Here is a 19604-nt window from a genome sequence, read left to right as displayed (position 1 = left end):
GCGGCGTTAATTGCGCAAGCACACCCCTGTAATTGGATGGACTCGCCCAAGCCGAGGCGTCAATGCGCCACGGTGGCAGTCTAAACAGCCAACGACAGCGAGGGCGAGTCCATGAAAAAGCATACTTCGATTGATCAATTCCTGTCTTCTTCCGATTTGTCGGCCTGCACAACCGTGGCGGTCGATCTGGCCAAGCAGGTCTTTCAGGTCGCCGGTGAAGACGTCCTCGGCCAGGTGCACTACGAGCAACGGATCAAGTCGCGCGAGGCGTTTTATGAGTTTCTACGCCAGTTGCCGCCTCATGTCGTGGTTCTGATGGAGACCGGCCCGGGTGCTCAAGCCTGGGCCCGGCAGCTGCAAGACCAAGGCAATCTGGCGCGGATTCTTCCAGCCGGCTTGGTGGCCACACATCGCAGCGGGCCTAAAAATGATCGCAACGATGCGCTGGCGATCCTGCGGGCTGGTCGCGATGAAAAGATCTGCGCAGTGCCGGTCAAAAGCGTTGCGGCGCTGGCCATGCAGGCACTGCATCGCGCTCGTCAAGGTTACGTGCGTCGCCGCACCGCCGTGAGTAATCAGATGCGCGGCCTGCTGCTCGAGCATGGCGTGGCCTTGGCGCAGGGCGATGTTGCGATCAGCCAGAAAATTCCGCGGGTACTGGAAGATGCCACCCAGCCGGTGCCGGGTCTGCTGCGTGAACTGATCGACGAACTGTTGGCCGAGTGGCGCCATTTGGGCGAACGCATCAGCGTGCTGACGGGGCGCCTCGAAGTGGCCGCCAACGCCGACATGACGGCGAAGCGACTGATGACTGTGCGCGGCATCGGCCCAGTCACTGCCACGGCACTGGTGGCCAAGGAAACCAAGCCTGAGCGATTTCCCAATGCCCGCAAGTTTGCCGCGTACTTTGGCATGGTGCCTGACCAGCACAGCAGCGGGCAGACGGTCCGGCTGGGGGACATGACCAAGCGAGGCGATGTTTATTTACGCAGCCTGATGATCCAGGGAGCCCATGCGGTACTGCAACAACTACGACCTGATTCCCAGCAACCCGATGACCGCCGCTTGTTGCGCTGGATGAGCCGACTGGGCCGTAAGGAGGCTGCGGTCAGGTTAGCCAACCGCAACCTGCGAATCGTCTGGGTGCTTCTACAGAATGACCAGACTTATCGTCGCCAGGCTGGTGATGGCCGGCAAGCGACGATGAGCCACTGAGCGACAGAGTTCTGCCACCGAGGTACTAACTGTCCGGCCCTTTGCTGAAAAAAAATTGACCCCAGGTAAGACCGGCGTGGATTGATGCCTTAGCTGCTACTGGCCTTCGAGGCCTGACTGTAATCGGCATACCACGAGCTCTTCCAATTTTGGCCAGAAGCCGAAGACGGCTTCCTCGAATAGGCCTAATACATAGATGCAACGGGGCGGCGGTTTTTCAAAAGCGGGTAGACAGTGGGGGCGAGTCCATACATAGCAGCTGGCGAAGCCTGCGTTCGACTGCGAAGCAGTCGCAAAACCTGCGCTCGCATTCTTCCTGAAACACCGCACCGTCTGATTTAACGACTGCTTCGCAGCCGAACGCAGGCTTCGCCAGCTGCTACAAGGGGTTGGGTAAACCCTTGGCCAAAAAAAAGCCCCTGAAATCAGGGGCTCATTTTAGCGTGGGGAAGCCACCGTCAGCATCTGGCCAGGCTTCAGCGCCTGGCCAACACGTGGGTTCCAGCGCTTGAGGTGCTGCATTTCAACGTTGAAACGCTTGGCTACCATGTACAGCGAATCGCCTTGCTTGACCTTGTATTGGGTCTGCGGCTTCTGTTTGTCAGCTTTGCTGTTCGCGGCTACGACAGTGTTGACGCGTCCGGAAGAGCGCTTGGTGGTGTCCTGCATGACCAGTGTCTGGCCAACCTTGAGGTTTTTGCCGGTCAGCTTGTTCCAGCGCTGCAGGTCCTTGATGTCGACCTTGTTGGCCTTGGCGATGGTACCGAGGTTGTCGCCGCGTTTAACGCGGTAAGCGCGTTTGAGACTGGCGAGTTCGGAGTCGTCTGAGCCTTCGAACACCGGCTTGAGCGGCTTCTTGCTGATCAACTCTTCAGGACGCATGGTCGACAGGCTGGCGGTCAGCAGTTGCGCCTTGGACGTTGGCACCAGCAAATGCTGGGGGCCATCGATGGTGGTGCGCTGCTTGAAGGCCGGGTTGAGCTGGAACAGTTCGTCTTCGTCGATGTTAGCCACCGCGGCGACCTTGGACAGGTCCATGCGCTGGTTGATTTCGACGACCTGGAAGTACGGTTCGTTGGCGATCGGGTTCAGGTTTACGCCGTAGGCTTCAGGTGCCAGCACCACTTGCGACAGGGCCAGCAGCTTTGGCACGTAGGCCTGGGTTTCGGCCGGCAGCGGCAGGTTCCAGTAATCGGTCGGCAAGCCGAGCTTTTCGTTGCGCTCGATGGCCCGGCTGACCGTGCCTTCGCCGGCGTTGTACGCCGCCAGGGCCAGCAGCCAGTCGCCGTTGAACATGTCGTGCAGGCGGGTCAGGTAATCCATGGCCGCGGTGGTCGAGGCGGTGATATCGCGCCGGCCATCATAGAAACGGGTTTGACGCAGGTTGAAGTAACGCCCGGTGGAAGGGATGAATTGCCACAAGCCAACCGCGTTGGCCCGGGAATAGGCCATCGGGTTGTAGGCGCTTTCAATCACCGGCAACAGCGCCAGTTCCAGCGGCATGTTGCGCTCTTCAAGGCGTTCGACGATGTAATGAATGTAGAGGCTGCCGCGTTCGCCGGCGTTTTCGAGGAAGGACGGGTTGCTGGCGAACCACAGGCGCTGTTGCTCGATGCGCGGGTTGACGCCCAGGCTGTCCTGCAACTGGAAGCCCTGGCGCATGCGCTCCCAGACATCTTGTGGAACTTGTGGAGTCGGTTTTTCGCTGAGCCAGATAGGCTTCTGCTTGGCTCGGGCGGCGATATTCGGAGTGTGTGTCGCTTCGGTCTGCGGCACATGGCTTGAGCAGCCCGCCAATGTGGCGGACACAGCCACCGCAATGGCTTGAGCCAGGCGGGTCAATGCGTCTGAATTGATGGCTTTACGAATAGATGACGACATTGGCTGGAAGTAAGTTCCGGGCAAAAATGTCGGGCGATTCTAGAAAGCGTACCCCCTGCGGTCAACCATTCAGAATTTTTGTACCATCAGGCAAGCTACTTAGAACTTATCTTTCCAAGCACGCAGAGCAGCAAAAACCGCACTAGGAGCCCGGTTTTCGGTTCCATTCCGTTCGTCCACTTTTTCTTTAACAGATGTTTCGTCGACACGCAAAAACGGGTTGGTAAGCTTTTCAAGCGCCAGAGTAGAGGGCAGCGTCATGATTCCTGCTTCACGTTGTGCGGTGACTTTTTCCAGACGTGCGGCGGTGTCTGGATTGCCTGGTTCGACCGCTGCGGCAAACTTCAGGTTGCTCAGGGTGTATTCGTGAGTGCAGTAGACCAGCGTATCTTCAGGCAGGGCGGCGAGGCGGGTCAGTGAGTTATGCATTTGCTCCGGCGTTCCTTCGAACAAGCGCCCGCAACCCGCGGCGAACAGGGTGTCACCGCAGAACAGCAAACCATGATGGTAATAGGCGATATGCCCCAAGGTGTGGCCGGGGACGGCAATGACATCGAAGTCCCAGCCCAGCACGCTGACGCGGTCGTTGTTCTTGAGGGCCACGTCCCGGAGCGGGATGGTTTCGCTGGCCGGACCGTAGACTGTCGCGTTTGTCGCTTTTTTCAGCTGCTCGACGCCGCCGACGTGGTCATGATGATGGTGAGTGATCAAAATATCACTCAACACCCAACCCGGATGCGCGGCGAGCCAGGCCTGCACCGGCGCGGCATCGCCCGGATCAACCACTGCGCAGCGCTGGGTGCGGTGGTCTTGTAATAACCAGATGTAGTTGTCGGTGAAGGCGGGCAGGGCACTGATCTGTATCATCGTCGGATTCGCCAAGCGGAAAACAATGGCGCATCTTAGAACTTCCTGGCGCGTTGGAGAATGCAATGACCGATAAAGCGTTCGCTCAGGCTGATCCTGAGTGGCTGAAATTGATCAGCGCGGCCCGAGAATGGCTGTCTGGCCCCATCGGGCAATTTCTGCTGGATGAAGAACGTCGCATGCTCGAAGACGAGTTGGGACGGTTCTTCGGTGGCTACCTGGTGCATTACGGCCCGTCGGCCCAAACGCCGCCGTCGGCGCCGCAAGTCCAGCGCAATGTGCGGCTCGGCGCGCCGTTGCCGGGCGTCGAGATCGTCTGCGAGGAGCAGGCGTGGCCTTTGAGCGAGCATGCCGCCGATGTGGTGGTGTTGCAGCATGGGCTGGATTTCTGCCTGTCGCCCCACGGTTTGCTGCGTGAAGCGGCGAGCAGCGTGCGGCCCGGCGGGCATTTGGTGATCGTCGGCATAAACCCCTGGAGCACCTGGGGCTTGCGCCACGTTTTTGCTCACGACGCCTTGCGCAAGGCTCGCTGCATCTCCCCGTCGCGAGTCGGTGACTGGCTGAACCTGCTGGGCTTCGCGCTGGAGAAACGCCGCTTCGGGTGCTATCGTCCGCCGCTTGCGTCACCCGCCTGGCAGGCTCGCCTGGCCGGTTGGGAGCGCAAGGCCGGTGACTGGCAACTGTCGGGTGGCGGCTTCTATCTATTGGTTGCGCGCAAGATCGTGGTGGGCCTGCGGCCCGTCCGTCAGGAGCGGCGCGAACCGATGGGCAAGCTGATTCCATTGCCGATGGCCAAGGTCAATCGTCGCCGCATCGATCCGTAATACACTTTTCATTTTCCCGGTCGGGCTTGCCCCGGCCTCGGGCATCGTCGATCACCGATCGGCGAGCCACCGCATTTTCTGGATAGATTGGCATGAGCGATAGCGTAGAACTCTTCACCGACGGCGCCTGTAAAGGCAATCCTGGCCCTGGCGGCTGGGGCGCTTTGCTGGTGTGCAAGGGCATAGAAAAAGAACTGTGGGGCGGCGAAGCCAACACCACCAACAACCGCATGGAGCTGATGGGCGCGATCCGCGGCCTTGAGGAACTCAAGCGCTCCTGCGACGTGCTGCTGGTCACCGACTCGCAGTACGTGATGAAAGGCATCAACGAGTGGATGGACAACTGGAAGAAGCGCGGCTGGAAAACCGCCGCGAAAGAACCGGTGAAAAACGCTGATCTGTGGAAGCTGCTGGATGAGCAGGTCAATCGCCACAACGTCACCTGGAAATGGGTGCGCGGGCACATCGGTCACCATGGCAACGAGCGGGCTGACCAATTGGCCAACCGTGGCGTGGATGAAGTGCGCGGTTACAAGCAGGCCTGATTCAGTTTCTGCCAATACACCGCGTCGCGGCCATCGCGAGCTTGCTCGCGATGAACGATGACGCGGTATTCCTGAAAGACTGCATCGCCTGCATCGCGAGCAAGCTCGGCTCCTACAAGACCTTTACAGCATCAATATGGCGGTGGCCAGTTGTTGGTCTGAGTACTTATCCATTACCTCCCCACGAATCCGCTTAAACGCCGCCTCAATTCGCGCTCCGCGAATCTCCCCCTCACTCGCCACAAACGCCGCCGCATCATCCTTCGCCGCCAACACGATCTTGTCATCGCTGAACGACCCACTGGTGCCCTTGGTCGAGCTCAGCGTGAGGCTCACCGTAACATCGGTACTGATCACGAAACTGGTGGCCTGGGCCCCGGTACCCAGCAGGCAGGCACTCAGTAAAAGAAAACGTACGGTCTTCATGACGAACTCAATCCATCGCAAGTAAGCAATGCACGCTAACAAGCCACCTGCCGCCAGACTTTATGAACTTTGCTAATGATTGTTAAAAACTGCATGAGCGCAGGTCACTTGGCGTGGCGCGCTGGATCCCGCGGGCGTGTTAACATCGCCGCTTTTGCACGAATGATCCGTTGAGAGCTGAGCACTGATGGCCACCAGATCCGTTGTACTCGATACCGAAACCACCGGCATGCCGGTGACCGACGGCCACCGGATTATCGAAATCGGTTGTGTCGAGTTGATCGGTCGGCGCCTGACGGGCCGGCATTTCCACGTTTACCTGCAACCGGACCGCGAGAGTGATGAAGGCGCCATTGGCGTCCACGGCATCACTAACGAATTTTTGGTCGGCAAGCCGCGCTTCACTGAAGTGGCCGATGAATTTTTTGAATTCATCAAGGGTGCGCAGTTGATCATCCATAACGCGGCGTTCGACGTTGGCTTCATCAACAACGAGTTCGCCCTGATGGGCCAGCACGATCGTGCGGACATCACGCAGCACTGCTCGATCCTCGATACCCTGATGATGGCCCGGGAACGTCACCCGGGGCAGCGCAACAGCCTCGACGCCTTGTGCAAACGCTATGGCGTCGACAACTCCGGTCGTGAACTGCACGGCGCTTTGCTCGACTCCGAGATCCTCGCCGACGTTTACCTGACCATGACGGGCGGCCAGACCAGCCTGTCCCTGGCTGGTAATGCTTCCGACGGCAATGGTTCCGGGGAAGGAGCGGACAATTCCGCCACCGAGATCCGCCGTCTGCCGGCCGATCGTCAACTGACGCGTATCATCCGTGCCAGCGAAGATGACCTGGCCCAACACGTGGCGCGCCTGGAAGCCATCGCCAAATCCGCCGGCGCCCCGTCGCTCTGGCAGCAACTGGCCGAGGCCAAGGCTCAGGCCTGATTTGCTGGCCACATGATGGTGCATCCGTTGACCCACATCAGGGCATCGCGCTCGCCACAAGCGCTCGAACCCTCTACCCTGAGGTGATTGGCGGACCACGGTCTGCCGCCTCAGGACACTGAGCCTCATGTATAAAGATCTGAAATTCCCGGTCTTGATCGTCCATCGCGACATCAAGGCCGACACCGTCGCCGGTGATCGCGTGCGTGGCATCGCCCGGGAGCTGGAGCAGGAAGGCTTCAGCATTGTCTCGGCGGTGGATTACACCGAAGGGCGTCTGGTTGCCTCGACCCATCACGGTCTTTCCTGCATGTTGATTGCAGCCGAAGACGCCAGCACTCACTCTCATCTATTGCACAACATGGCCGAACTGATTGGCCTGGCGCGGGTGCGTGCGCCTGACTTGCCGATCTTCGCGCTGGGTGAGCAGGTGACCCTGGAGAACGCTCCGGCCGACGCCATGGCTGAACTCAATCAGCTGCGCGGGATTCTTTATCTGTTCGAAGACACCGTGCCTTTTCTGGCCAGGCAGGTCGCTCGAGCGGCACGCAAATATCTGGATGGTCTGCTGCCGCCGTTTTTCAAAGCGCTGGTGCAGCACACGGCCGACTCCAACTATTCCTGGCACACACCCGGCCATGGCGGCGGCGTGGCGTACCACAAGAGCCCGGTGGGCCAGGCGTTTCACCAGTTCTTCGGGGAAAATACCCTGCGCTCCGATTTGTCGGTGTCGGTGCCGGAGCTCGGTTCTTTGCTCGATCACACCGGTCCGCTGGCAGAAGCCGAGGCCCGTGCTGCCCGCAATTTCGGCGCCGATCACACTTTCTTTGTGATCAATGGCACCTCGACCGCCAACAAAATCGTCTGGCATTCGATGGTCGCTCGCGATGACTTGGTGTTGGTGGACCGCAACTGCCACAAGTCGATATTGCACTCGATCATCATGACCGGCGCCATTCCGCTGTACCTGTGCCCGGAGCGCAATGAGCTGGGGATCATCGGCCCAATTCCATTGAGCGAATTCAGCCGCGAATCGATTCAGGCCAAGATCGACGCCAGCCCGCTGACCAAGGGCCGGGCGCCCAAAGTCAAGTTGGCGGTAGTGACCAATTCGACGTACGACGGCCTCTGCTACAACGCTGAGCTGATCAAGCTGCAGTTAGGCCACAGCGTCGAGGTCTTGCACTTCGATGAGGCCTGGTACGCCTACGCGGCGTTTCACGAGTTCTTCGCCGGACGTTACGGCATGGGCACTTCCCGCAGTGAAAACGGCCCCCTGGTGTTCACCACCCATTCCACCCACAAACTGCTGGCGGCGTTCAGCCAGGCGTCGATGATTCACGTCCAGGACGGCGGCGCGCGGCAGCTGGATCGGGATCGCTTCAATGAAGCGTTCATGATGCACATCTCCACCTCGCCGCAGTACAGCATCATCGCTTCGCTGGATGTGGCGTCGGCCATGATGGAAGGCCCCGCCGGGCGTTCGCTGTTGCAGGAAATGTTCGACGAAGCGCTGAGTTTCCGCCGGGCGCTGGCCAACTTGCGCCAGCACATCGCCGCTGACGATTGGTGGTTTTCCATCTGGCAGCCGCCGTCGGTGGAGGGTATCAACCGTGTGGTCACCGATGACTGGCTGCTGCAACCCGACGCCGACTGGCACGGCTTTGGCGGCGTGACCGACGACTACGTGCTGCTTGATCCGATCAAGGTCACGTTGGTGATGCCGGGCCTGACGGCAGGCGGCGCCCTCAGCGAGCGCGGGATTCCGGCGGCGGTGGTCAGCAAATTCCTTTGGGAACGGGGGTTGGTGGTTGAAAAGACCGGGCTGTATTCATTCCTGGTGTTGTTCTCCATGGGCATCACCAAGGGCAAATGGAGCACGCTGCTGACCGAGTTGCTGGAGTTCAAGCGCAGCTACGATGCCAATGTCAGCCTCGCGACGTGCCTGCCGTGCGTGGCGCAAGAGAATGTTGCGCGCTATCAGGGCATGGGGTTGCGCGATCTGTGCGATCAACTGCACGCCTGCTATCGCAGCAATGCCACGGCCAAACACCTTAAGCGCATGTACACAGTGCTGCCGGAAATCGCCATGAAGCCGTCTGACGCCTATGATCAATTAGTGCGTGGCGAGGTTGAAGCGGTGTCGATCGATGCTCTGGATGGGCGGATCGCCGCGGTGATGCTGGTGCCGTACCCGCCGGGGATTCCGTTGATCATGCCCGGCGAGCGCTTTACGGAGTCGACGCGCTCGATCATCGATTACCTGGCGTTTGCCCGTACGTTCGACAGCAGCTTCCCGGGGTTTGTCGCTGATGTGCACGGCTTGCAACACGAAGACGAGGGCAATGGACGGCTGTATACCGTCGATTGCATCAAGGAGTGAGGACCTTTCCCAGTATGCAACCGGTCATGAATCCGAAATACCCAGGGCTGTCGGTGCGCGTTGCCGACGATGGTTTTGCAGCCTACATCTGGGGCAGCGATTTCAGTTTTGAAGTCGCGGCCTACGGCGCAGCCGAAATCGGTAAACCGGTGGAGCAGTGGCCGGTGACGCCGATCACACCCTATCGCAAGTGCTACGGCATCGATCCCGAAGAGTTCAGCAGTTTCCGCGATGCTGCTGACAGCGCTATTTTCATGGCTTATCTCGATGATGAGCCGGTGGGTCACCTGGTGGTCAGCACCAACTGGAACGGCTTTGCCCATATCGACGAGCTGGCGGTGCATGCGCCGGCGCGCCGTCATGGCGTGGCCAAGGCCCTGCTGGATGTGGCGCAATTCTGGAGCCGCAAAAAGAAACTGCCGGGCATCATGCTTGAAACCCAGAACAACAACCTTGGGGCCTGCCGACTCTATGAGCGCCGCGGTTACGTCTTGGGCGGAATCGATCATTTGCGCTATCGCGGGATCGATCCGAACACCGCCGAAGTGGCGCTGTTCTGGTATCGATTGTTCGATAATCCGCTGGAAGCCCCGGTTAGTTCGCCAACATCGCCACGGCTTGTTCCGTGATGATGCCCAGCAATGCCTGAACCGCTGGCGATGGCTCGCCGTTCTTGAGGGTCAAGGCATAAAGGCTGATCGGCACGGCCGGCGCCAGCGGGCAGGCATCCAGCCCGGCCGATTTGGCGCCGAGGGCGGTGAAAGGGTCGACGATGGCCAGGCCTTCACCGGCCTCGACCATGCTGCGCATCATCTGATGAGTCTGTACCCGGGTCTGAATGACCGGGGCAGGGCGAAGGGCATGTAGCTTGTTTTCCAGCGCCGGGCTCAGCGGATCATGACCTTCCAGGCCCACCATCGATTGGCCGGCCAGGTCCTGCAGCGAGATGTACTTTTGTTTGGGTTGCAACCAGCCGTGGGGCGCAAGCAGTTGAAGCTTGCCTTGGGCAATCACCTGGCAATGAATGTCGGCGTGATCGGGGTCATGCAGGCTCAGGCCCAGATCGCTTTCGCGCAGCAGCAGGTTTCTGACGATCTCGCGGGTAGGTTGACTCAGGAGGGTGCAAGGCGCGTCAGGAAGGCGTCGGCGCAGGGCGGCAATGCTCTGTGGCAATAGCTGCTGTGCCAGGGGCGGCGTGCAGACGATCCGCAAGGGCGGAGCCTGATATTGCTTGAGGCTGTTGGCCAGGCGCTGGACCGGCTCGAGCGCTTCATAGACGTGGGCGATCTGGACCTGCAACTCCCGCGCCTCGCGCGTGGCCTGCAAGCGTCCACGCACGCTGGAAAACAGCATGAAACCCAACTGATCCTCGGCGTCGCGCAGAATCCCTTCGACTTCGGCCACAGGCAACTGCAGCCATTCGGCGGCGGTGCCCAGGTGACCAGTCTGCAAGAGCGCCTGGATCACTTCGATATGACGTAAACGCATGCGTGAAGTCCATGTTCAGCAGGTGAGGGAGTCAGTGGCTGAATCCTAACTCAAGTGCGCGCATATGACTTCTGCTCATAACACGGGGTTATGAAGCGACGTTGGTTTCCGGCAGGTTACCAACATAGGTGTCGGGTTCGCGCACGATGGTCACGTCCGACTGCACCAGCAAAAACTGGTTGTCATCGAGTTTCCGTACGCGGTCGCCAATGGCCAGCTTATAAGTGGTGACAGGCACCGAGCCGGTGAGACCGTCTGCCGACGGGGTGGATTCCTGGAACTCATGCACGGAATAAACGCGGCCTTCCGCGTCTCTTGCATGGAACTGACCGACGAGTACTGCTGCCATCTGCTTAGAACCTCTGGGGATAAATCACTCAATTTGCGGCTCTGTAGACCGTGGTTGGGCGAGGTAAGTTTTCCTACAGGAAAAAAATAGTCAGGGGCGGCGTTTTCAGTCGCCCACTGGTTGAATCGTCATCTATAACTACAAGCTCTTTCCATCGGACAGTCGAGAATCTTCCATGAGCAACGTCTATACGATCGCTGTACTGGTCGGCAGCTTGAGAAAGGAATCGATCAATCGCAAGGTGGCCCTGGCCCTGGCCGAGCTGGCGCCTGCCAATCTCAAACTGGTTATCGTCGAAATCGGCGATCTGCCGCTCTACAACGAGGACATCGATGGTGCTTCACCGCCGGCAGCCTACAGCACTTTCCGGCAACAAGTGAGCTCATCCGACGCGGTGCTGTTCGTGACCCCCGAATACAACCGTTCGGTGCCTGCGCCGATGAAGAACGCGATCGATGTGGGTTCGCGTCCCTATGGCAAGAGTGCCTGGAGCGGCAAGCCCGGAGCGGTGATCAGTGCTTCGCCGGGCGCTATCGGTGGTTTTGGCGCCAACCATCACCTGCGTCAGTCCATGGTGTTTCTGGATGTGCCTTGCATGCAGCAACCGGAAGCCTACTTGAGCGGCGCCGGTTCAGCGTTCGACGAGGCGGGTAACCTGTCCGAGTCGCTCAAACCGTTTCTGCAAAAATTCATCAATGCTTATGGTCTTTGGGTCGAACAACACAAGAAACTGTGACAAACCGCCTGGGTTACGGGGTGCTGGCCAGTCGGCTACAGATCATTGCTTCCATTTCCGACAGCCACGCGCCGATCTGCAGCCCGGCGACGTTGGCGGCGCTGGCTGTGCGGTTGACCATTTAAATTGAGTTGGCCCCATCGCGGGCCAGTTCAATCACCAACAAACTAGCCACTGCCAGGCACATTCGGCCAAAGATCCGCCACCAGAAACAGCCGCTCGGCTTCTTCCCAATCGCCCTGGACGTTTTCTGTGAGCCGCACCAGCAACTGCGCCGGGGCCAGTGGCTCCAGATCGCTGAGCCAGGCATTCAGCTGTTCAGTGCTCCAGGTCTGCTCCACCGGATAGTGCGCCGGTGCCAGCCAGGCATGGCGGGGCAGGGGTTGCCAGCGACCGAACGGGCGCTGCACGACGAAGTCTGCCCAGTCCTTCTGATGCAGCCAGCTACCGCGTAAATGCTGGGGATGTGCGCCAATCGGTGGCTCGGCCGGTCCCGGCCACGGATACAGCAAATAGCCGCCCAGCCACAAATGCGCGCTGAACTGCTGGATATCCAGCGCCGCCAATACTTCGCGGCTCTCCGGACGCGCCGAAATCGGCAATTGATGCTGCGTCAGATGGGCCAGTTTGCGGTCCAGTCGATCGTGGCAACCGGGACCGAGCCACTGCGCCGTGTCGTGTCCGTCGCCATTTTGCGGGCCAAGGTAAAGTTTGATCGCCAGTTCCAGATGATGCACGCCGTCACGATCGCGCAGCAGCATGTCCAGCTCTCCCAGCGTGTGGCCTTCGCGGCGGATCGGCATGTTGGCGGCAATCAGGTCGATACCCGGCGCGTGCCGCACGGCGTATTGCCAGAGGCGTTCGTAGTACAAGCCCAATCGCCGGGTTCGGGCCTGCGCCAGCCAGTGCAGCAAGTCATAACTGTCGTGATCGAGTTGCCGCAGCCACTGTTCCAGACGCTCCGGTGCTTGTACCCAGTCACTTCCTGTCAGCGGGTGACGCTGCGGCCACGTCGTGACGCCAAGCATCGGCGGCGCGAGGATGACCCAGGCCAGGTCGCGCACTTCGGGGTGGCGCAACTGGTGGGGTAACTGCAGCAAATCGGGAAAGAGGATCATCTTGCGAGCATAGCCTCAATCGTGAGTACACCGTTGTGGCTGAAAGGATTTTGTCTATCCCGCGCTTTCGCCCATAATCGTGTTTTTCGCCGCCGCGCAGGAACCTCATGGAGCAATTTCGTAATATCGGCATCATCGGTCGCCTGGGCAGTTCTCAGGTGCTGGATACCGTCCGCCGACTGAAACGGTTTCTGCTCGATCGTCACCTGCACGTGATCCTCGAAGACACCATCGCCGAAGTGCTGCCGGGTCATGGCTTGCAAACCTCGTCGCGCAAGATGCTCGGCGAAGTATGTGACATGGTGATTGTGGTCGGTGGTGACGGCAGCCTGCTCGGCGCCGCTCGCGCGCTAGCCCGGCACAATATTCCAGTGCTCGGCATCAACCGCGGCAGCCTGGGCTTTCTGACCGATATTCGCCCCGATGAGCTGGAAGTCAAAGTCGCCGAAGTGCTCGACGGCCACTATCTGGTCGAGAACCGCTTCCTGCTGCAAGCCGAAGTTCGTCGTCATGCCGAGGCCATCGGTCAGGGCGACGCGCTGAACGACGTGGTGCTGCACCCCGGCAAATCGACGCGGATGATCGAGTTCGAACTGTACATCGACGGCCAGTTCGTCTGCAGCCAGAAGGCCGACGGCCTGATCGTCGCCACGCCCACCGGTTCGACCGCCTACGCGCTGTCGGCGGGCGGGCCGATCATGCATCCCAAACTCGACGCTATTGTGATTGTGCCGATGTATCCCCATACCTTGTCGGGCAGGCCGATTGTGGTCGATGGCAACAGTGAGCTGAAAATCGTCGTGTCCAAAGATATGCAGATTTACCCGCAAGTCTCCTGTGACGGGCAGAACCACTTCACCTGCGCGCCGGGTGACACCATCACCATCAGCAAAAAGGCTCAGAAGCTGCGGCTGATTCACCCGCTCGACCACAACTACTATGAAGTCTGCCGGACCAAACTCGGCTGGGGCAGCAAGTTGGGTGGTGGAGGCGACTGATGCTCGATCCCGCGCGTAGCTACGACCTGATCGGTGACGTGCACGGTTGCGCTCTGACCCTTGAGCACTTGCTCGACCGGCTCGGTTACCAAAAACACGGTGGCGTCTGGCGGCATCCGTCGCGCATGGCGGTGTTCGTCGGCGACATCATCGACCGCGGTCCGCGGATTCGCGAAGCGCTGCACATCGTTCACGACATGGTCGAAGCGGGTCAGGCGCTGTGCATCATGGGTAACCATGAATTCAACGCCCTCGGCTGGTGCACTCCGGCGCCTCCGGGCAGCGGCAAGCAGTTCGTGCGTGAACACACCCCGCGCCATGCCCGTTTGCTGAACGAAACCCTGACCCAATTCGAAGACCATCCGGCTGACTGGCATGACTTCCTGCAATGGTTCTATGAGATGCCATTGTTCGTCGATGCCGGGCGTTTCCGCGTGGTGCATGCCTGCTGGGACGCGGGGCTGATCGAACCATTGCGCGCGCTATTCCCCAACGGTTGCGTCGATGAACATTTCCTCCAGGCCTCAGCCGTACCGGGCAGTTTCGCCTGCACCGTGTTTGACCGCCTGCTGCGCGGCACCGACATGCGCTTGCCTCATGGTCAGACCATGACCAGCGGCGATGGCCTGACGCGTTCGTTTTTCCGCACCAAGTTCTGGGAAGACGACCCGCAAACCTACGGAGACATTGTGTTCCAGCCTGACGCCTTGCCCGAACCCGTGGCCCAGACGCCGCTGTCGTCCACTGAAAAAAACACCTTGCTGCGCTATGGCATCGATGAGCCATTGTTGTTCGTGGGCCATTACTGGCGCAGCGGCAAACCGGTGCCGATCCGGCCGAACCTGGCCTGTCTGGATTACAGCGCGGTGCTCTACGGCAAGCTGGTCGCCTACCGTCTGGACCAGGAAACCCGTCTCGACCCGCACAAATTTGTCTGGGTCGATGTCGAGCGGCCGGAGGTGCTGCGATGAGTGCCGTTGCTGTTTTACGGCTGCCGCTGGCGGTGGACTTGAGCGGGTTCGTCAAACTGTTGCAGCGCATGCAGGTGCCGCATCGGGTCAGCGAAGAGGCGGGCGAGCAAGTGCTGTGGGTGCCGGCCAACATCAGCGAAGACGTGCGCACGTTGTACGAACGCTTCCCGGCCGGTGATCCCGATCAACAGCTGGACATTCCGGTGGCGCAAACCATAAAGCGCCCAAGTTTCGTCGAGCAACTGCGCCACGCCAAGGCGACAGCGTTCGTGTTGCTGCTGAGCCTGCTTGTCGGCGCGGTGACGCTGCTGGGCGAAAACCTCGACACGATGCGCTGGCTGACCTTCCTCGATTTTCGCGTTGTCGGCGAGTACATCCACTTCGTGCCATTGGCCGACAGCCTGGCGGCGGGGCAATGGTGGCGTCTGGTGACACCGATGCTGATCCACTTCGGCATCCTGCACCTGGCCATGAATGGCATGTGGTATTGGGAGCTGGGGCGGCGCATCGAGTCGCGCCAGGGCAGTATCAACCTCATCGGCCTGACGTTGCTGTTCGGGCTGGTCTCGAACTACGCCCAGTTTGTTTTCAGTGGTCCGACGCTGTTTGGCGGCTTGTCCGGCGTGCTGTACGGCTTGCTCGGGCATTGCTGGATCTTTCAGCTGTTGTCGCCAAACCCGGCTTATCGCCTGCCGCGCGGCGTGCTGGTGATGATGCTGGTGTGGCTGCTGCTGTGCCTGTCCGGGCTGGTCTCGATGATCGGCTTCGGTGAAATTGCCAATGCGGCCCACGTCGGCGGGTTGCTCATCGGATGCTTGACCGGTTTGTTGGGTGGTTTGTACAACCGCCGTAAACTGGCCGTCTAACTAGTTATGTCAATAAAGAGCGCGGAGCCCTTGATGTCCTCTTTTAACGAAATGATCAACAACATCACCCCCGATATCTACCAGAGCCTGAAACTGGCGGTGGAAATCGGTAAATGGTCCGACGGTGGCAAACTCACCGCCGAACAACGCGAACTGTCGCTGCAAGCGATGATCGCCTGGGAAATCCAGAACCTGCCCGAAGACCAGCGCACCGGTTATATGGGCGTGCAGGAGTGCGGCTCCAAGTCGATCGAAGTGCCGAATATCCTGTTCAAATCGGATGCCGTCCATTGATCGAGATTGGCCGCGGTGCAATCAGCAAAATGTCGGCGCGCCTTGACGGGCCGAACGTGCAGTACGCGTTTCGTCTGGACGACGTCGAGGTGCCGGTCAATCCTTTGATCGGGACCACGGTGCGCCTGGAATACCTGGGGGCGATTCATTGCTCCCATTGCGGACGCAAGACCAAAACCAGTTTCAGTCAGGGTTACTGCTACCCGTGCATGACCAAACTGGCCCAGTGCGACATCTGCATCATGAGCCCGGAGCGTTGCCACTACGACGCTGGCACCTGCCGTGAGCCGGAGTGGGGCGAGAAGTTCTGCATGACGGATCACATTGTGTATCTGTCCAACTCCTCGGGGGTGAAGGTCGGGATTACCCGCGCCACCCAGCTGCCGACCCGTTGGATCGATCAGGGCGCTCGTCAGGCGCTGCCGATCATGCGGGTTTCGACCCGTCAGCAGTCGGGCTTCGTCGAAGACCTGTTCCGCAGTCAGGTGGCGGACAAGACCAATTGGCGTGCTTTACTCAAGGGCGACGCGGTGTCGGTCGACCTGGCGCAGGTTCGTGATCAGCTGTTCGACAGTTGCGCCGAAGGATTGCAAAGTTTGCAGGAACGATTCGGCCTACAGGCGATCCAGACCATTGCCGATGTAGAAACGCTCGAAATCCGCTATCCGGTCGAGCAATACCCGGCCAAGATCGTCAGCTTCAACCTGGACAAGAATCCGATCGCCGAAGGCACGCTGTTGGGAATCAAGGGCCAGTACCTGATTTTCGACACCGGCGTAATCAATATTCGTAAATACACGGCCTACCAGCTCGCCGTGCATCAGTAAGGACTCCAGCATGCGCACCGAACAACCGAAGATGATCTACCTGAAGGACTATCAGGCGCCCGAGTACCTGATCGACGAGACGCACCTGACCTTCGAGTTGTTCGAGGACCACAGCCTGGTCCATGCGCAACTGGTGATGCGCCGCAATCCTGAACGGGGGCCGGGCCTGCCGCCGCTGGTGCTGGATGGCCAGCAGCTTGAATTGCTGTCGGTGACCCTGGCTGACCGCGAGTTGGCTGAAGCGGACTACCAACTGACCGAGAATCACCTGACCCTGCACCCGACCAGCACCACCTTCACGGTCGACACCAGCGTCAAGATTCATCCGGAAACCAACACCGCGCTGGAAGGCCTGTACAAATCCGGCACGATGTTCTGCACCCAGTGCGAGGCTGAAGGCTTTCGCAAGATTACCTATTACCTCGACCGTCCGGACGTGATGAGCACGTTCACCACCACGGTGGTTGCCGAACAGCACAGCTATCCGGTGTTGCTGTCCAACGGCAACCCGATTGCCAGCGGTCCGGGCGAAGATGGCCGGCACTGGGCGACCTGGGAAGACCCGTTCAAGAAACCTGCCTACCTGTTCGCGCTGGTGGCCGGTGATTTGTGGTGCGTCGAAGACACCTTCACCACCATGACCGATCGTTCCGTGGCGCTGCGCATTTATGTCGAGCCGGAAAACATCGACAAGTGCCAGCACGCCATGAACAGCCTGAAGAAGTCGATGCGCTGGGACGAAGAGGTGTACGGTCGCGAGTACGACCTGGACATCTTCATGATCGTCGCGGTCAACGACTTCAACATGGGGGCCATGGAGAACAAGGGTCTCAACATCTTCAACTCCAGCGCCGTGCTGGCCCGCGCTGAAACCGCGACCGACGCCGCACACCAGCGGGTCGAAGCGATCGTCGCCCACGAATACTTCCACAACTGGTCGGGCAATCGCGTGACCTGCCGCGACTGGTTTCAGTTGTCGCTGAAGGAAGGCTTCACCGTGTTCCGCGATTCGGGCTTCTCCGCCGACATGAACTCAGCCACGGTCAAGCGCATCCAGGACGTGGCGTACCTGCGCACCCACCAGTTCGCCGAAGACGCCGGCCCCATGGCTCACGCCGTGCGCCCAGACAGCTTCATCGAGATTTCCAACTTCTACACCCTGACCGTGTACGAAAAGGGTTCGGAAGTGGTCGGCATGATCCATACCTTGCTTGGGGCCGAAGGCTTCCGCAAAGGCAGCGATCTTTACTTCGAACGCCATGACGGCCAGGCCGTGACCTGTGACGACTTCATTAAAGCAATGGAAGACGCCAACAGTGTCGACCTGACCCAGTTCAAACGCTGGTACAGCCAGGCCGGCACACCGCGCCTGGCGGTCAGCGAGTCCTACGACGCGGCGGCGAAAACCTACAGCTTGACGTTCCGTCAAAGCTGCCCGGCAACCCCGGACAAGGTTGAGAAGTTGCCGTTCGTGATTCCGGTCGAGTTGGGCCTGCTGTACGCCAAAGGTGCGGCCATTGCGTTGCGTCTTTCCGGTGAAGCCAGCGCTCAGGGCACCTCACGGGTTATTTCGGTGACCGAAGCCGAGCAGACGTTCACCTTCATCGACATCGCGGAACAGCCATTGCCTTCGTTGCTGCGTGGCTTCTCGGCGCCGGTGAAACTGAGCTTCCCGTACAGCCGTGATCAGCTGATGTTCCTGATGCAGCACGACAGCGACGGTTTCAACCGTTGGGATGCGGGCCAGCAATTATCGGTTCAGGTGCTGCAAGAGCTGATTGCTCAGCAGCAAAAGGGCGAGAAACTGGTGCTGGATCAGCGTTTGATTTCTGCCTTGCGCACCGTGTTGTCTGACGAGACGCTGGATCAGGCGATGGTCGCGGAAATGCTCTCGCTGCCGGGCGAGGCGTATCTTACCGAAATCAGCGAAGTGGCTGACGTTGACGCCATTCACATCGCTCGCGAGTTCGCTCGTAAACAATTGGCAGAAGGTTTGTTCGAAGCGTTGTGGCTGCGTTATCAGGCCAATCGCGATCTGTCGAAGAAAACCCCATATGTAGCCGAGGCCGAGCACTTCGCTCGTCGCGCGTTGCAGAACATTGCGCTGTCGTACCTGATGCTCATCGGTAAACCGGAAGTGTTGGCGGCGACGCTTGAGCAGTTCGAGACCAGCGACAACATGACCGAGCGCCTGACGGCGTTGGCGGTGTTGGTGAATTCGCCGTTCGAAGAAGAGAAGGCCACGGCATTGGCGAGTTTTGCCGAGCACTTCAAGGATAATCCGCTGGTCATGGATCAGTGGTTCAGCGTCCAGGCCGGCAGTGTATTGCCCGGTGGTCTGGAGCGGGTCAAGGCGTTGATGCAGCATCCGGCATTCAATATCAAGAACCCGAATAAGGTGCGCGCACTGGTCGGCGCGTTCGCCGGGCAGAACCTGATCAACTTCCATGCGGCCGATGGTTCGGGTTATCGGTTCCTGGCCGATCTGGTGATCGAGTTGAACGGGTTTAACCCGCAGATCGCTTCTCGGCAGTTGGCGCCGCTGACTCGCTGGCGCAAGTATGACGATGCGCGTCAGGCGTTGATGAAAGGTGAGCTGGAGCGGATTCGTGCTTCGGGTCAGTTGTCGAGTGATGTGTTTGAAGTGGTCAGCAAAAGCCTGGCCTGACTGTGGGTTCGCTCCTACAGCGGTTGATCGTTCCCGCACAGAGCGCGGGAACGATCTTCTGCCACATCACCCCTCCGAATGCCTCCCCATTCAGCCACGCCCGTTATCTCCCCAGTTAACAAAACATAACGTGGCGCCGATTGTCAGACCTTTCCAAACCCCGATAGGATAAGCCAGCTTCCGAAGGGGCTCTAGATTGCGT

At 59.6% G+C, this 19604-nt stretch carries 20 protein-coding genes; 14 read left to right on the top strand and 6 right to left on the bottom strand.

Annotation, left to right across the window (positions count from 1 at the left end; genetic code table 11):
- The first annotated feature begins 156 nt into the window (after nucleotides 1-156).
- Entirely contained in the window at nucleotides 157-1215 is a 1059-nt protein-coding gene (locus QFW87_RS14235) for an IS110 family transposase (protein ID WP_283190887.1), read from the top strand.
- A gap of 438 nt (nucleotides 1216-1653) precedes the next feature.
- Here QFW87_RS14235 and QFW87_RS14230 read toward each other — a convergent pair whose 3' ends face one another.
- Complete coding sequence (locus QFW87_RS14230; RefSeq protein WP_283190824.1) at nucleotides 1654-3096, bottom strand: transglycosylase SLT domain-containing protein; 1443 nt, start codon at nucleotides 3094-3096, stop codon at nucleotides 1654-1656.
- A 99-nt stretch (nucleotides 3097-3195) separates the two neighbouring features.
- Entirely contained in the window at nucleotides 3196-3963 is a 768-nt protein-coding gene (gloB, locus tag QFW87_RS14225; RefSeq protein WP_283184324.1) for a hydroxyacylglutathione hydrolase, read from the bottom strand.
- Between the two features lie 65 nt (nucleotides 3964-4028).
- Here gloB and QFW87_RS14220 point away from each other — a divergent pair, with 65 nt between their 5' ends.
- Together QFW87_RS14220 and rnhA are read left to right on the top strand one after the other, a co-directional pair.
- A complete protein-coding gene (locus tag QFW87_RS14220; protein ID WP_283184325.1) occupies nucleotides 4029-4787 on the top strand; it encodes a methyltransferase domain-containing protein in 759 nt (252 codons plus the stop codon).
- A gap of 92 nt (nucleotides 4788-4879) precedes the next feature.
- Entirely contained in the window at nucleotides 4880-5332 is a 453-nt protein-coding gene (rnhA, locus tag QFW87_RS14215; protein ID WP_008152099.1) for a ribonuclease HI, read from the top strand.
- A gap of 123 nt (nucleotides 5333-5455) precedes the next feature.
- On the opposite strand, the gene QFW87_RS14210 is transcribed toward rnhA, so the two are convergent.
- Nucleotides 5456-5758, bottom strand: a complete 303-nt coding sequence (locus tag QFW87_RS14210; RefSeq protein WP_283184326.1) for a DUF2388 domain-containing protein — start codon at nucleotides 5756-5758, stop codon at nucleotides 5456-5458.
- Between the two features lie 187 nt (nucleotides 5759-5945).
- On the opposite strand from QFW87_RS14210, the gene dnaQ reads away from it, so the two are divergent.
- The 3 genes from dnaQ (at nucleotide 5946) to QFW87_RS14195 (ending at nucleotide 9716) form a co-directional block, all read left to right on the top strand.
- Nucleotides 5946-6704, top strand: coding sequence for a DNA polymerase III subunit epsilon (dnaQ, locus tag QFW87_RS14205; RefSeq protein ID WP_283190823.1), 759 nt, complete (start codon nucleotides 5946-5948; stop codon nucleotides 6702-6704).
- 127 nt (nucleotides 6705-6831) lie between these two features.
- On the top strand, nucleotides 6832-9087 hold the full coding sequence (locus tag QFW87_RS14200) for an Orn/Lys/Arg decarboxylase N-terminal domain-containing protein (RefSeq protein ID WP_283190822.1): 2256 nt from the start codon (nucleotides 6832-6834) through the stop codon (nucleotides 9085-9087).
- A gap of 14 nt (nucleotides 9088-9101) precedes the next feature.
- Nucleotides 9102-9716, top strand: coding sequence for a GNAT family N-acetyltransferase (locus QFW87_RS14195; RefSeq protein ID WP_283184329.1), 615 nt, complete (start codon nucleotides 9102-9104; stop codon nucleotides 9714-9716).
- Here the strand turns inward: QFW87_RS14195 and QFW87_RS14190 are convergent.
- Both QFW87_RS14190 and QFW87_RS14185 read right to left on the bottom strand, forming a co-directional pair.
- The gene (locus QFW87_RS14190; protein WP_140679055.1) at nucleotides 9682-10575 is read right to left on the bottom strand and encodes a LysR family transcriptional regulator; all 894 of its coding nucleotides are present in this window, start codon (nucleotides 10573-10575) and stop codon (nucleotides 9682-9684) included. The two genes, QFW87_RS14195 and QFW87_RS14190, sit on opposite strands and share 35 nt — an antisense overlap.
- Before the next feature lie 88 nt (nucleotides 10576-10663).
- The gene (locus QFW87_RS14185; RefSeq protein WP_074876303.1) at nucleotides 10664-10924 is read right to left on the bottom strand and encodes a hypothetical protein; all 261 of its coding nucleotides are present in this window, start codon (nucleotides 10922-10924) and stop codon (nucleotides 10664-10666) included.
- A 175-nt stretch (nucleotides 10925-11099) separates the two neighbouring features.
- Here QFW87_RS14185 and QFW87_RS14180 point away from each other — a divergent pair, with 175 nt between their 5' ends.
- Both QFW87_RS14180 and QFW87_RS14175 read left to right on the top strand, forming a co-directional pair.
- Nucleotides 11100-11660, top strand: a complete 561-nt coding sequence (locus tag QFW87_RS14180) for an NAD(P)H-dependent oxidoreductase (RefSeq protein ID WP_283184331.1) — start codon at nucleotides 11100-11102, stop codon at nucleotides 11658-11660.
- Complete coding sequence (locus QFW87_RS14175) at nucleotides 11657-11785, top strand: hypothetical protein (protein WP_283184332.1); 129 nt, start codon at nucleotides 11657-11659, stop codon at nucleotides 11783-11785. The genes QFW87_RS14180 and QFW87_RS14175 overlap by 4 nt, the downstream gene beginning before the upstream one ends.
- 42 nt (nucleotides 11786-11827) lie before the next feature.
- Here the strand turns inward: QFW87_RS14175 and QFW87_RS14170 are convergent, their stop codons facing one another.
- Nucleotides 11828-12778 (bottom strand): DUF1853 family protein, encoded by a 951-nt coding sequence (locus QFW87_RS14170; RefSeq protein WP_283190821.1) that lies wholly within the window; start codon nucleotides 12776-12778, stop codon nucleotides 11828-11830.
- A gap of 107 nt (nucleotides 12779-12885) precedes the next feature.
- On the opposite strand from QFW87_RS14170, the gene QFW87_RS14165 reads away from it, so the two are divergent.
- The 6 genes from QFW87_RS14165 to pepN are packed head-to-tail and all read left to right on the top strand — an operon-like array spanning nucleotide 12886 to nucleotide 19402.
- Entirely contained in the window at nucleotides 12886-13776 is an 891-nt protein-coding gene (locus tag QFW87_RS14165; RefSeq protein ID WP_007906781.1) for an NAD(+) kinase, read from the top strand.
- On the top strand, nucleotides 13776-14747 hold the full coding sequence (locus QFW87_RS14160) for a metallophosphoesterase (RefSeq protein ID WP_283190820.1): 972 nt from the start codon (nucleotides 13776-13778) through the stop codon (nucleotides 14745-14747). The genes QFW87_RS14165 and QFW87_RS14160 overlap by 1 nt, the downstream gene beginning before the upstream one ends.
- The gene (locus tag QFW87_RS14155; RefSeq protein WP_283184335.1) at nucleotides 14744-15613 is read left to right on the top strand and encodes a rhomboid family intramembrane serine protease; all 870 of its coding nucleotides are present in this window, start codon (nucleotides 14744-14746) and stop codon (nucleotides 15611-15613) included. Before QFW87_RS14160 ends, QFW87_RS14155 begins: the two co-directional genes overlap by 4 nt.
- A gap of 33 nt (nucleotides 15614-15646) precedes the next feature.
- The gene (locus QFW87_RS14150) at nucleotides 15647-15907 is read left to right on the top strand and encodes a DUF1315 family protein (RefSeq protein WP_008152127.1); all 261 of its coding nucleotides are present in this window, start codon (nucleotides 15647-15649) and stop codon (nucleotides 15905-15907) included.
- Complete coding sequence (locus QFW87_RS14145; RefSeq protein WP_076031239.1) at nucleotides 15904-16734, top strand: DUF2797 domain-containing protein; 831 nt, start codon at nucleotides 15904-15906, stop codon at nucleotides 16732-16734. Before QFW87_RS14150 ends, QFW87_RS14145 begins: the two co-directional genes overlap by 4 nt.
- A 10-nt stretch (nucleotides 16735-16744) precedes the next feature.
- Nucleotides 16745-19402 carry an aminopeptidase N gene (gene pepN / locus QFW87_RS14140; protein WP_283190819.1) on the top strand — a complete coding sequence of 886 codons (2658 nt, stop codon included), beginning with the start codon at nucleotides 16745-16747 and terminating at the stop codon, nucleotides 19400-19402.
- The last annotated feature ends 202 nt before the right edge of the window (nucleotides 19403-19604 follow it).

It is taken from the genome of Pseudomonas sp. PMCC200344 (genome assembly GCF_030053095.1).
In the GTDB taxonomy this organism is placed as follows: Bacteria; Pseudomonadota; Gammaproteobacteria; order Pseudomonadales; family Pseudomonadaceae; genus Aquipseudomonas; species Aquipseudomonas svalbardensis.
This window is presented reverse-complemented; position numbering and strand designations above follow the sequence as displayed.

Bases quoted from the DNA above. Each gene is read 5' to 3' on its own strand.
- QFW87_RS14230 (WP_283190824.1), bottom strand. From the start codon at position 3,096: ATGTCGTCATCTATTCGTAAAGCCATCAATTCAGACGCATTGACCCGC.
- gloB (WP_283184324.1), bottom strand. From the start codon at position 3,963: ATGATACAGATCAGTGCCCTGCCCGCCTTCACCGACAACTACATCTGG.
- QFW87_RS14220 (WP_283184325.1), top strand. From the start codon at position 4,029: ATGACCGATAAAGCGTTCGCTCAGGCTGATCCTGAGTGGCTGAAATTG.
- rnhA (WP_008152099.1), top strand. From the start codon at position 4,880: ATGAGCGATAGCGTAGAACTCTTCACCGACGGCGCCTGTAAAGGCAAT.
- QFW87_RS14210 (WP_283184326.1), bottom strand. From the start codon at position 5,758: ATGAAGACCGTACGTTTTCTTTTACTGAGTGCCTGCCTGCTGGGTACC.
- dnaQ (WP_283190823.1), top strand. From the start codon at position 5,946: ATGGCCACCAGATCCGTTGTACTCGATACCGAAACCACCGGCATGCCG.
- QFW87_RS14200 (WP_283190822.1), top strand. From the start codon at position 6,832: ATGTATAAAGATCTGAAATTCCCGGTCTTGATCGTCCATCGCGACATC.
- QFW87_RS14195 (WP_283184329.1), top strand. From the start codon at position 9,102: ATGCAACCGGTCATGAATCCGAAATACCCAGGGCTGTCGGTGCGCGTT.
- QFW87_RS14190 (WP_140679055.1), bottom strand. From the start codon at position 10,575: ATGCGTTTACGTCATATCGAAGTGATCCAGGCGCTCTTGCAGACTGGT.
- QFW87_RS14185 (WP_074876303.1), bottom strand. From the start codon at position 10,924: ATGGCAGCAGTACTCGTCGGTCAGTTCCATGCAAGAGACGCGGAAGGC.
- QFW87_RS14180 (WP_283184331.1), top strand. From the start codon at position 11,100: ATGAGCAACGTCTATACGATCGCTGTACTGGTCGGCAGCTTGAGAAAG.
- QFW87_RS14170 (WP_283190821.1), bottom strand. From the start codon at position 12,778: ATGATCCTCTTTCCCGATTTGCTGCAGTTACCCCACCAGTTGCGCCAC.
- QFW87_RS14165 (WP_007906781.1), top strand. From the start codon at position 12,886: ATGGAGCAATTTCGTAATATCGGCATCATCGGTCGCCTGGGCAGTTCT.
- QFW87_RS14160 (WP_283190820.1), top strand. From the start codon at position 13,776: ATGCTCGATCCCGCGCGTAGCTACGACCTGATCGGTGACGTGCACGGT.
- QFW87_RS14155 (WP_283184335.1), top strand. From the start codon at position 14,744: ATGAGTGCCGTTGCTGTTTTACGGCTGCCGCTGGCGGTGGACTTGAGC.
- QFW87_RS14150 (WP_008152127.1), top strand. From the start codon at position 15,647: ATGTCCTCTTTTAACGAAATGATCAACAACATCACCCCCGATATCTAC.
- pepN (WP_283190819.1), top strand. From the start codon at position 16,745: ATGCGCACCGAACAACCGAAGATGATCTACCTGAAGGACTATCAGGCG.